The sequence below is a fragment of the Bradyrhizobium sp. genome (genome assembly GCF_030654605.1).
GTDB lineage: Bacteria > Pseudomonadota > Alphaproteobacteria > Rhizobiales > Xanthobacteraceae > Bradyrhizobium.
The window spans coordinates 25,278-35,966 of the sequence record NZ_JAURXB010000013.1; the positions used below are offsets into that span (position 1 = coordinate 25,278).

Annotated in this window: 11 protein-coding genes; 2 read left to right on the top strand and 9 right to left on the bottom strand. The window is 64.1% G+C overall.

Annotated elements, in window-relative coordinates; translation table 11 throughout:
- Positions 1–72: 72 nt before the first annotated feature.
- On the top strand, positions 73–777 hold the full coding sequence (locus tag Q7U29_RS01090; RefSeq protein WP_304737484.1) for a trypsin-like serine protease: 705 nt from the start codon (positions 73–75) through the stop codon (positions 775–777).
- 12 nt (positions 778–789) lie between these two features.
- Here Q7U29_RS01090 and Q7U29_RS01095 read toward each other — a convergent pair whose 3' ends face one another.
- From Q7U29_RS01095 to Q7U29_RS01105, 3 genes are all read right to left on the bottom strand, one after another.
- Positions 790–1,794, bottom strand: coding sequence for an Hsp33 family molecular chaperone (locus Q7U29_RS01095; RefSeq protein WP_304737485.1), 1,005 nt, complete (start codon positions 1,792–1,794; stop codon positions 790–792).
- 226 nt (positions 1,795–2,020) lie between these two features.
- Positions 2,021–2,959 (bottom strand): ornithine carbamoyltransferase, encoded by a 939-nt coding sequence (gene argF / locus Q7U29_RS01100; protein ID WP_304737487.1) that lies wholly within the window; start codon positions 2,957–2,959, stop codon positions 2,021–2,023.
- Positions 2,959–4,167: an aspartate aminotransferase family protein gene (locus Q7U29_RS01105; RefSeq protein WP_304737488.1), complete on the bottom strand. Its 1,209-nt coding sequence runs from the start codon at positions 4,165–4,167 to the stop codon at positions 2,959–2,961. Before Q7U29_RS01105 ends, argF begins: the two co-directional genes overlap by 1 nt.
- Positions 4,168–4,600: 433 nt before the next feature.
- Here Q7U29_RS01105 and Q7U29_RS01110 point away from each other — a divergent pair, with 433 nt between their 5' ends.
- A complete protein-coding gene (locus Q7U29_RS01110) occupies positions 4,601–5,110 on the top strand; it encodes a GcrA family cell cycle regulator (RefSeq protein WP_304737490.1) in 510 nt (169 codons plus the stop codon).
- Positions 5,111–5,291: 181 nt separating this feature from the next.
- Here the strand turns inward: Q7U29_RS01110 and phoB are convergent, their stop codons facing one another.
- The 6 genes from phoB to pstS all read right to left on the bottom strand — a co-directional run bounded on the left by phoB (position 5,292) and on the right by pstS (position 10,611).
- On the bottom strand, positions 5,292–5,993 hold the full coding sequence (phoB, locus tag Q7U29_RS01115) for a phosphate regulon transcriptional regulator PhoB (protein WP_304737492.1): 702 nt from the start codon (positions 5,991–5,993) through the stop codon (positions 5,292–5,294).
- A 22-nt stretch (positions 5,994–6,015) separates the two neighbouring features.
- Positions 6,016–6,732 carry a phosphate signaling complex protein PhoU gene (phoU, locus tag Q7U29_RS01120; protein ID WP_304737494.1) on the bottom strand — a complete coding sequence of 239 codons (717 nt, stop codon included), beginning with the start codon at positions 6,730–6,732 and terminating at the stop codon, positions 6,016–6,018.
- A gap of 24 nt (positions 6,733–6,756) precedes the next feature.
- On the bottom strand, positions 6,757–7,578 hold the full coding sequence (gene pstB / locus Q7U29_RS01125) for a phosphate ABC transporter ATP-binding protein PstB (RefSeq protein ID WP_304737496.1): 822 nt from the start codon (positions 7,576–7,578) through the stop codon (positions 6,757–6,759).
- Complete coding sequence (gene pstA, locus Q7U29_RS01130; RefSeq protein WP_304737498.1) at positions 7,575–8,420, bottom strand: phosphate ABC transporter permease PstA; 846 nt, start codon at positions 8,418–8,420, stop codon at positions 7,575–7,577. The genes pstB and pstA overlap by 4 nt, the downstream gene beginning before the upstream one ends.
- A 2-nt stretch (positions 8,421–8,422) precedes the next feature.
- Positions 8,423–9,421 carry a phosphate ABC transporter permease subunit PstC gene (gene pstC / locus Q7U29_RS01135; protein WP_304737499.1) on the bottom strand — a complete coding sequence of 333 codons (999 nt, stop codon included), beginning with the start codon at positions 9,419–9,421 and terminating at the stop codon, positions 8,423–8,425.
- A gap of 179 nt (positions 9,422–9,600) precedes the next feature.
- The gene (gene pstS / locus Q7U29_RS01140; protein WP_304737501.1) at positions 9,601–10,611 is read right to left on the bottom strand and encodes a phosphate ABC transporter substrate-binding protein PstS; all 1,011 of its coding nucleotides are present in this window, start codon (positions 10,609–10,611) and stop codon (positions 9,601–9,603) included.
- Positions 10,612–10,689: the final 78 nt, after the last annotated feature.

Consider the following 10,689-nt stretch of genomic DNA (forward strand, 5'->3'; position numbering starts at 1 on the left):
GACGCAAGAGTTCGATATCGTGTACACTGCCGCAATTGATTTGTTATTGCCATCTTAGCAAGGACGCCGTCTGTGCGAGCCGAATTTGCGAGATGCCTCGCGCTGGTGATTTCCATGCTGTCGGGCAGTCCGGCCAGCGCGCTGGTCGGCGCTGATATCGCCGACCGCACGGTGCAGCGCTTCACCGTCGTCGTGGCCGGCGCGAAAGGCCGATGCAGCGGCGTGGTGCTGGCGCCTGACATCGTGCTGACCGCCGCGCACTGCGTCAGGCGGGGCGAGCGCTTCCTCATCGGTGGCATTCTCGGCGGAGGATACCAGGCAGGGCTCGGCCCCGTTGCCGAGATCGTGCAGCATCCGCTCTATACATCAGGGGATGCCGGCTCGCCCGATCTCGCGATCCTCAAGCTGGCAAAGCCGCTGCCGGACCGGTTCGTCGCGGCCGTTCTCAATCCGCGCGTCCCCGGCGTCGGCGACGACCTGATCGTGGCGGGATACGGCAAGAGCGCATCAGCGGATTCCGGCGCCAGCGTGGTGTTGCGCATGGTTCTGCAGCGGGTTTCGCAATCCATCAGGGGCTGGGTGGTCCTCACCGGCGTCGGCGAGGATGCCGCCAACGCCGGTCCGGGCGATTCCGGCGGACCGGTGTTTGCCTATCGTGGCATGCACAGCCTCGTCGGGTTGATGGTCGGCGTCTCCGGCAAGCAAACCAAGGCGGTCGCGCTGGCGGCGCATTACGACTGGATCAGGGAGACGGTGCGGAAGTTGGCGGCGCCTTAAGCGCCGCGCGCCCTACTCCACGCCGGCTTCCTGCGGCGTGAACTCGTAGACCGATGAACAGAACTCGCAGGTCACCACCACCTTGCCGTCCTTGACCATGTCGGCGCGGTCCTGCTTCTCGAAGCTGTTGAGCATGCCGGATACCGCGTCGCGCGAGCAGGAGCATTGCGCGCGCAGCGGCAATGGGGCGAAGACGCGGACGCCGCGTTCGTGAAACAGACGATAAAGCAGCCGCTCGCCCGACAGATCCGGATCGATCAGCTCGATGTCCTCGACGGTTGAGATCAGCGACTGGCCCTCGATCCAGGCGTCATCTTCCGCGACCTCGTGGGTTTCGACGCCTTCCGGCGCGTCGCCGGGATGCAAATCGGCCTGCCGCGCCCGCTCCGGCGCCTTGGGCAAAAACTGCAGCAGCATGCCGCCGGCGCGCCAGCGATGTTTTGGACCATCGCCGCCGCCGCGCCATTCCTCGCCGACCGCCAGACGCACCCGCGTCGGGATCTGTTCGGAGCGCAGGAAGTATTCGTGCGCGGCGTCTTCCAGATTGCCGCCTTCCAGCGCCACCAGCCCCTGATAGCGGCTCATGTCCGCGCCCTGGTCGATGGTCATGGCGAGATGGCCGTGGCCGAGCAGCGCGCCGGAATCCTGGCCGTCCTCGAGCCGCTTGGCATCGAAGCGGGCATAGGCGCGCAGCCGGTCCGGCGCCTGGAAATCCACGATCAGGAACGACACCGGGCCGTCAGTCTGGGTCTGCAGGATGAAGCGGCCGTCGAATTTCAGCGACGAGCCGAGCAGGGTCGTCAATACGATGGCCTCGCCGAGCAGTTTTCCCACGGCGGGCGGATAATCGTGTTTGGTCAGGACTTCGTCGAGCGCCGGGCCGAGCCTCGTCAGGCGGCCGCGCAGGTCGAGCGACGCGACCTCGAACGGCAGCACCGCGTCGTCGACCGGAACCTCTGACGGGGCGCGGATCGGGGTTTCCAGGGGAATTTTGATCGGGGGGGATTGAGAAGTCATGGCGCTTTATCTGGGGTCGGGAGGAACGAAACGAAAGGGGTCTATCGTCGTCCCCGCCTAGTGCGCAATTGCGCACGGGGCGCGGGGACCCATAATCCCGGTCGTTCATGGTGCGAAGAACAACTATCACATCGCCAAAACGAGAGATCACGCGGTATGGGTCCCGGCTCGGAGGCCGGGACGACACTGAGTTTGTGTCGGCGTTCGCGGGGACGACAGCGAGCGCCTACCCCACCGCCTCGAAGCACCACGCCAGAATGCCCTTCTGGGCGTGCAGGCGGTTTTCGGCCTCGTCGAACACCACCGACTGCGGGCCGTCGATCACCTCGTCGGTGACCTCGTCGCCGCGGTGGGCGGGCAGGCAGTGCATGAACAGCGCATCGGGTTTTGCCAATGACATCAGCCGGGCGTTGACCTGGTAGGGCTTCAGGATGTTGTGGCGGTGCTTGCCTTCCTTGTCGCCCATCGAGAACCAGGTGTCGGTGACCACGCAATCGGCGCCGCGCACCGCGGCCTCCGGATCGTTGCCGAGCACGATCGGCGCGTCGGTCGCCTTGATCCAGTCCTTCATCGCCTTCTTCGGCGCCAGCTCCGGTGGCGTCGCGATGCGCAGGTTGAACTTGAACCGCTCCGCCGCATGCGCCCATGACGCCAGTACGTTGTTGTCGTCGCCGGTCCAGGCCACGGTGCGGCCCTCGATCGGCCCGCGATGCTCCTCGAAGGTCATCAGGTCGGCCATCACCTGGCAGGGATGCGAGCGCCGCGTCAGCCCGTTGATGACAGGCACGGTTGCGTGCGCGGCCAGTTCCAGCAGCGCCTCGTGGTTGAGAATTCGGATCATGATGGCGTCGACGTAACGCGACAGCACGCGTGCGGTGTCGGCGATGGTCTCGCCGCGGCCGAGCTGCATCTCGGCACCGGTCAGCATGATCGATTCGCCGCCGAGCTGGCGCATGCCGACGTCGAACGACACTCTCGTGCGGGTCGAGGGCTTTTCGAAGATCATCGCCAGCGTCTTGCCTTCGAGCGGCCTGGCCGGCTTGACGTCCTGCTTCTTCTGCGCCTTCAGCTTCGCCTTCATGGCGACGCTGGCGGCCAGGATGCCGCGCAGCTCCCTGGTCGGAATCTCGTTCAGGTCGAGAAAATGGTTCAGAGCCTTGCTCATCACCCCGCCGCCTTCTGCAACTGGCCGCCCGACAACGCCACGCAGGCGCGCTCGAGGCGGGCTACGGATTCCTCGATCTCGGCTTCGCTGACGATCAACGGCGCCAGGAACCGCACCACATTGTCGCCGGCGCCGACGGTGAGCAGCTTCTGGTCGCGCAACGCGTTGACGAGATCGCCCGAGGGCACCACGGCCTTGACGCCGATCAGAAGGCCCTCGCCGCGCACCTCCGACAGCACGGTCGGATAGCGATCGACCACCGACGCCAGCTTCTGTTTCAACAGCAGCGACATCTTCTGGACGTGGTCGAAGAAGCCGGGCTTCAGCATCACGTCCAGCACCGCATTGGCGGCTGATATCGCCAGCGGATTGCCGCCGAAGGTCGAGCCATGGGAGCCCGGCGTCATGCCGGACGCCGCTTCCGCCGTGGCCAGGCACGCGCCGATCGGAAAACCGCCGCCGAGCGCTTTGGCGAGCGGCATGATGTCGGGCGTCACGCCCAGGCGCTTGTAGGCGAACAGGTCGCCGGTGCGGCCCATGCCGGTCTGCACCTCGTCGAAGATCAGCAGCATGCCGTGCTGGTCGCAGAGTTCGCGCAACGCCTTGAAGAACGAGTTCGGCGCCGAGCGCACGCCGCCCTCGCCCTGCACCGGCTCGATCAGGATGCCTGCGGTGTTGGGGCCGATCGCCTTCTTGACGGCATCGAGATCGCCATGCGGCACCTGGTCGAAGCCGTCCAAAGGCGGCCCGAAACCTTCGAGATATTTCGCCGAGCCTGTCGCCGCCAGCGTCCCCAGCGTGCGGCCGTGAAACGCGCCTTCGAAGGTGACCAGACGAAAGCGCTCGGGTTTTCCCTTGGCGGCGTGATAGCGGCGCGCGATCTTGATGGCGCATTCCATCGCTTCGGCGCCGGAATTACAGAAGAACACGAAATCCGCAAAGCTCTGCTCGCACAGCCGCGCGGCGAGCCTGTCGCCGTCCGGGCTCTTGAACAGGTTCGACATGTGCCACAATTTGGTGGCCTGTTCCTGCAAGGCAGCGACCAGATGCGGGTGGCAATGGCCAAGCGCATTGACCGCGACGCCACTGGTGAAATCGAGATAGCGCTCGCCGGTGGTTGATATCAGCCAGGCGCCTTCGCCGCGCTCGAAACCGAGATCGACCCGGGCGAATACGGGGAGCAGATGCGACGTCGCGCTATGGGGCATGGTGATCACTAAAGGTTAGAGCCCGCTATGGTGCGTATAAACGCAATCGCAGCACAACCAGCCTCGGAAAACAAAACGTGCCGCCTTTTAGGGGCGGCACGTGGGAACCATTCTAGGCGTGGCGCGATAACTGTCAACCGGTCAGACAAACGCCCGAAACATCCGTAGGATTCCGGTGTGGGCGACGGAACATGTGGATGCAACCATGCTGACTCTTGCGCGAGAGTCACGCCATATTGTAGCTTCCGGGCTGTCGGGTACGACATCTCGTGCGGCGGTTCTGATCCTCTAGTCGTTGCTGTTCAGCGTACACGTTCGGGCGCGGTTATCCCGCCCGGCGAGGGCTAAGGGATTCTGCCCGCAGGGATTTTTGAGATTTGGCATCGCAGCGCCGTCCTCATGCTGGCCGGCGCGATGCGAAGGGAAGAGTGCGATGACGGTATTGACCTGGTCCGACGATCGCGTCGAGCAGCTGAAAAAACTCTGGGAAGGCGGACTTTCCGCCAGCCAGATCGCTGCGGAGCTCGGAAATGTGACGCGAAACGCGGTGATCGGCAAAGTCCACCGGCTCGGCCTTTCCGGCCGCGCCAAGAGCCCCTCCTCGGCCGCCCCGCGGCAGCGCAAGGCGCGGCCCGCCCAGCAGATGATGCGGGTATCGCGTCCGGTGTCGCGCGGCAACACCGCGCTGGCCCATGCGTTCGACGTCGAGATGGAGCCGGATCCGATCGCCTACGACAATGTGGTGCCGATGAGCCAGCGGCTGTCGCTGCTGGAGCTCAATGAGGCCACCTGCCACTGGCCGATCGGCGATCCCTCGAGCTCGGAATTCTTCTTCTGTGGCGGCCGGGCGCTGGCCAGCCTGCCTTATTGCGCACACCACTCGCGGATCGCCTACCAGCCGGCCTCCGACCGCCGCCGGCAGCCGCCGAAGCCGACGCGGTAGTACTCGCCGTCGTCATTGCGACACCGCTGTCATCGCCCGGCTTGACCGGGCGACCCAGTATTCCACAGACGTTTGAGATAAATCGAGAGGTCGCGGCGTACTGGATCGCCCGGTCTACGCCGGGCGACGACAGTCTTGATTGTCGCAAGCACCATTCGCGAACTTGAGCCGGGACGACGATTTACTCCGCCTTCGCGAACCGGTCATCCAGCGCGTAGCCGGCGCCGCGCACGGTGCGGATCGGGTCCTGCTCGCCGCCGGGGTTGAGCAGTTTGCGCAGACGGCCGATATGGACGTCGACGGTGCGCTCGTCGATATAGATGTCGCGGCCCCAGACGCTGTCGAGCAGTTGCTCGCGGCTGAACACCCGGCCGGGATGCTCCAGGAAAAATTCCAGCAGGCGATATTCGGTCGGGCCGAGATCGATCGGGCGGCCGGAGCGCGTGACGCGTCGCTTTTCGCGGTCGAGCTCGAGGTCGCCATAGGTCAGCATGGTGGCCAGCCGCTCCGGGCTGGCGCGGCGCAACAGGCCTTTCACGCGCGCCAGAAGCTCCGGCACTGAAAACGGTTTTACGATGTAGTCGTCGGCGCCGGTGGCCAGGCCGCGGACGCGCTCGCTCTCTTCGCCGCGCGCGGTCAGCATGATGATCGGCAGCTGCCGCGTCTCCGGCCGCGCCCGCAGGCGGCGGCACAGTTCGATTCCGGACAGGCCCGGCAGCATCCAGTCCAGCACCACGAGGTCGGGCACCCGCTCCTTCAGCCTGGTATCGGCGTCGTCGCCGCGCCCGACGGTTTCGACGTCGTAACCTTCGGCATCGAGATTGTAGCGCAGCAGCGTGGTGAGCGCTTCCTCGTCTTCCACCACCATTATGCGCGCACTCATATTCATAGCCTCTCTCAGATTCTCAATTTCCAGGTACCGTCGTGGCAAACGTGGTCATGTCGCCCTTCGGTCGCGTGTCGAGCATCTGCTGACCCTCGATCATGTAGAACACGGTTTCCGCGATATTGGTGGCGTGATCGCCGATCCGCTCGATGTTCTTGGCGCAGAACATCAGATGGATGCAGAACGAGATATTGCGCGGGTCTTCCATCATATAGGTCAGCAATTCGCGGAACAGCGAGGTGCAGATGGCGTCGACTTCCTCGTCGCCCTTCCAGACCGCCATCGCCGCCGGCAGGTCGTGCGCGGCATAGGCGTCGAGCACGGATTTGACCTGGCTCTGCACGAGGTCGGTCATGTGCTCGAGGCCGCGGATCAGCTTGAGCGGCTGGAAATCGTTCTCCAGCGCGGCGACCCGCTTGCCCATGTTCTTGGCGAGGTCGCCGATCCGCTCCAGATCGGTGGCGACCCGCATGGCGCCGACGATTTCGCGCAGGTCCACCGCCATCGGCTGGCGCCGCGCGATGGTGAGCACCGCGCGTTCCTCAATGAGGTGCTGCAGGCTGTCGATTTCGACGTCCGAGGCGACGACGCGCTTGCCGAGCACGACATCCCTGCGGATCAGCGCGTCGACGGAATCGGTGATCATGCGCTCGGCAAGACCGCCCATCTCCGCGACCAGCCGGGTCAGTTCCTGCAGATCGCCGTCGAACGCTTTTGCCGTGTGTTCCGTACCCATTTGTTGCTTTCCTCGCGGTGCGCGTCAGCCGAACCGGCCGGTGATGTAATCTTGCGTGCGCCGATCGCTCGGCGAGGTGAAAATCTTGTTGGTGTCGTCAAACTCGATCAGTTCGCCGAGATACATGAAGGCAGTCTTGTCGGAGACGCGCGCGGCCTGCTGCATGTTGTGGGTGACGATGGCGATGGTATATTCCTCCGCCAGTTCCGTAATCAATTCCTCGATCTTGGCGGTCGAGATCGGATCCAGCGCCGAGCACGGCTCGTCGAACAGGATCACCTCGGGCCGCACCGCGACGGTGCGGGCGATGCAAAGCCGCTGCTGCTGGCCGCCGGACAGGCTGAGGCCGGAAGCACTCAGCTTGTCTTTGACCTCGTTCCACAGCGCGCCGCCGCGCAGCGCCTTTTCGACCCGGCCGTCCATTTCCGATTTGGAAATCTTCTCGTAGAGCCGGATCCCGAAGGCGATGTTTTCGTAGATCGTCATCGGGAACGGCGTCGGCTTCTGGAACACCATGCCGACGCGGGCCCGCAGCAGATTGAGGTCAAGCTTGTTATCGAGGATGTTGGTAGAGTCCAGCATCAGCTGACCCGTGGCGCGCTGTCCCGGATAGAGGTCGTACATCCGGTTGAAAATCCGCAGCCAGGTCGACTTGACGCAGCCGGACGGCCCGATGAAGGCGGTGACGCGGTTGGTGCCGAGCGCAAGGTTGATGTTCTTCAGCGCGTGGTTCTCGCCGTAATAGAAATTGAGACCTCGCGCCGTCACCTTGGCCGGCGCTTCCGGCAACACCACCGAGGGAACGGGTCCGCCCGCGGCACTCATCGATACAGAAAGCTCGTTCATTTTGGTGTCCTCTCGGCGCCGAGAATGCGGGCGCCAATATTCAGGGCAAGTACGGTCAGGGTGATCAGCAAGGCCCCGCTCCAGGCGAGTTGCTTCCAGTAGGCATAGGGGCTTTGCACGAAGTTGTTGATGGTAACCGGCAGGTTGGCCATCGTCTTGGTCAGGTCGAGGCTGAAGAACTGGTTGGAGAGCGCGGTGAACAACAGCGGCGCGGTTTCGCCGGCGACCCGGGCGGTGGCCAGCAGCACGCCGGTGATGAGGCCGGCGCGCGCCGCGCGGTAGGCGATGCGTTTGATGACCAGCGAACGCGGCAGGCCGAGCGCGGAGGCAGCCTCGCGCAAGGGATTGGGCACCAGCAGCAACATGTCCTCGGTGGTGCGCACCACCACGGGGATCACGATCACCGCGAGCGCCAGGCTGCCGGCTAAGGCGGAGAACCTCCCCATCGGCAACACGACGGCGCCGTAGATGAACAGGCCGATGATGATCGAGGGCGCGCTGAGCAGAATATCGTTGATGAAGCGGATCACCGAGGTGAGCCGGTCGTTCCTGCCGTATTCGGCCAGATAGGTGCCGGCCATCAGGCCGAGCGGCGCGCCGATGCCGACCCCGATCACGGTCATGATGATCGACCCGACGATGGCGTTGAGCAGGCCGCCATCGGTCGATCCCGGCGGCGGGGTATTCTCGGTGAAGATCGCCAGATTGAGCCCGGCGAAACCGTTGTAGAACAGCGTGAACAGGATCAGGCCGAGCCAGGTGACGCCGAAGATCGCGGCACCGAGGCAGAGGAACTTGACGATGACGTCGAAGCGGCGGCGGCGGGTGTAAATCGGGTTCATGATCAGTTCCCCGCCTTCTTTTCCAGCCGCATCAGCATCAGCCGCGCCGCGGCCAGCACGAAGAAGGTCAATATGAACAGCAACAGGCCGAGCAGGATCAGGCCGGATTGATGCAAGCCGTCGCTCTCGGCGAATTCGGATGCGATCGCCGCCGAGATCGTGGTGCCCGGCGAAAACACCGAGCCGGTGATGCGGAACGCGTTGCCGATAATGAACGTCACCGCCATGGTTTCGCCGAGCGCGCGGCCGAGCGCCAGCATGACCCCGCCGATCACGCCGACGCGGGTATAGGGGATCACCACGTTGCGGACGACTTCCCAGGTGGTGCAGCCGACGCCATAGGCGGCTTCCTTCAGCACCGGGGGCACCGTCTTGAACACGTCGACCGAAATCGCGGTGATGAAGGGTAGAACCATGATCGCGAGGATCAGCGCCGCGTTGAACAGGCTGAGATAGGACGGCGGACCGGCGAAAATCGTTCCCAGCACCGGGACGCCGTCGAACAGCCTGATCATGAACGGCTGAAAGCTGTCGGCCATGAACGGGCCGAGCACGAAGAAGCCCCACATGCCGTAGATGATCGAGGGGATACCGGCCAGCAGTTCCACGGCAAGGCCGATCGGGCGGCGCAGCCATTGCGGACAGAGCTCGGTGAGGAATATCGCAATGCCAAGGCCGACGGGAACGGCAATCACCATGGCGATGATGGAGGTGACCAGCGTGCCGTAGATCGGACCGAGCGCGCCCAGCACCGGCGGGTCGTTCGCCGGAGCCCATCGCGACGTGAACAGGAAGGAAGCGCCGAACTCCACGATCGCCGGCCATGCGCCCACGATCAGCGAGACAATGATGCCGCCGAGGATGAGCAACACGGAGATCGCGCAGGCGCGGGTGATCCAGTAGAAGGTAACGTCGCCGAATTTGAAGGCGCTGAGCGCCTTGGCGCGATCATATGGACCAGCGGATTCCATCGCATCGCTCTGAACGGCCATATCTGCCACGCCTGTCCCCTGTACCTAAACTATTTTGCTTGATCTGTCTCGCACCCCGGATGCGGCGCGGCACGAGGTGTGCGTTGCTGATCCGGGGGCTATTCTATGTCCGCACCCTCGTGCGCCCCGGCTCTGCGGAGCAGCGCGAAGAGCGCTGCACCGCGTCCGGGACACGAGACGTTTTCAGCTCAGCTCTTGATGTCAGCCGACCAGGTCTTCTCGATCAGCTTGACCACGGATTCCGGCATCGGGATGTAATCGAGTTCCTCGGCCATCTTGTCGCCCTTCTCGAAGGCCCACTTGAAGAACTTGATGGCCTCCTTGGCGGCCGCCTTGTCGGCGGGGTTCTTGTGCATCAGAATGAAGGTCGCCGCGGTGATCGGCCAGGAGGTTTCGCCGGGCTGGTCGGAGAGGACGATGTAATAACCGGGCGCCTTGGCCCAGTCGGCATTCGCCGCCGCCGCCTGGAACGCCGCTATCGTCGGCTGCACTGCCTTGCCGGCCTTGTTGATCAATCCGCCATAGGTCAGCTTGTTCTGCTTGGCGTAGGCGTATTCGACATAGCCGATCGAATTCTTGGTCTGGCCGATGTTGCCGGCGACGCCTTCATTGCCCTTGGCGCCGACGCCGGTCGGCCATTCGACCGCAGTGCCGGAGCCTGCCTTGGCCTTCCACTCGCTGCTCACCTTCGACAGATAGTCGGTGAAGACGAAGGTGGTGCCCGAACCGTCGGAACGCCGCACCACGGTGATGGCTGCGCTCGGCAGCTTCAGCTTCGGATTGAGCTTGGCGATCGCCGGATCGTCCCATTTGGTGATCTTGCCGAGATAGATGTTGGCGAGCGTCTCGCCGTCGAATACCAGTTCGCCGGATTTGACGCCTTCGAGGTTCACGACCGGAACGATCGCGCCCATCACCATCGGCCACTGCACCAGGCCGTCCTTCTCAAGCTGCTCGGCCTTGAGCGGCGCATCGGTCGCGCCGAACGTCACGGTCTTGGCCTGGATCTGCTTGATGCCCGCGCCGGAACCGATCGACTGATAGTTCAGGCCGTTGCCGGTCTCTTTCTTGTAGGCGTCGGCCCACTTCGAATAGATCGGGAATGGGAACGTCGCGCCCGCGCCCGTGATGTCGGCAGCGAATGCCGACGTCGATGCGGCCACCAGGCCGGCAGCGACGATAGCTTTCATGAAATTCATGGTTGTCTCCATCTTGTGAGCGAAGCGCCTAGACAGCGCCCGACTGCGCTCACGCCGTCCGTTTAGGGGCGGTACACG

What these genes read in the sequence shown, in the direction of transcription:
- Q7U29_RS01095 (WP_304737485.1), bottom strand. Translation starts at nt 1,794, where the DNA reads ATGACTTCTCAATCCCCCCCGATCAAAATTCCCCTGGAAACCCCGATC.
- pstB (WP_304737496.1), bottom strand. Translation starts at nt 7,578, where the DNA reads ATGAACGAGCTTTCTGTATCGATGAGTGCCGCGGGCGGACCCGTTCCC.
- argF (WP_304737487.1), bottom strand. Translation starts at nt 2,959, where the DNA reads ATGAGCAAGGCTCTGAACCATTTTCTCGACCTGAACGAGATTCCGACC.
- Q7U29_RS01105 (WP_304737488.1), bottom strand. Translation starts at nt 4,167, where the DNA reads ATGCCCCATAGCGCGACGTCGCATCTGCTCCCCGTATTCGCCCGGGTC.
- pstA (WP_304737498.1), bottom strand. Translation starts at nt 8,420, where the DNA reads ATGAACCCGATTTACACCCGCCGCCGCCGCTTCGACGTCATCGTCAAG.
- phoU (WP_304737494.1), bottom strand. Translation starts at nt 6,732, where the DNA reads ATGGGTACGGAACACACGGCAAAAGCGTTCGACGGCGATCTGCAGGAA.
- phoB (WP_304737492.1), bottom strand. Translation starts at nt 5,993, where the DNA reads ATGAGTGCGCGCATAATGGTGGTGGAAGACGAGGAAGCGCTCACCACG.
- pstS (WP_304737501.1), bottom strand. Translation starts at nt 10,611, where the DNA reads ATGAATTTCATGAAAGCTATCGTCGCTGCCGGCCTGGTGGCCGCATCG.
- Q7U29_RS01110 (WP_304737490.1), top strand. Translation starts at nt 4,601, where the DNA reads ATGACGGTATTGACCTGGTCCGACGATCGCGTCGAGCAGCTGAAAAAA.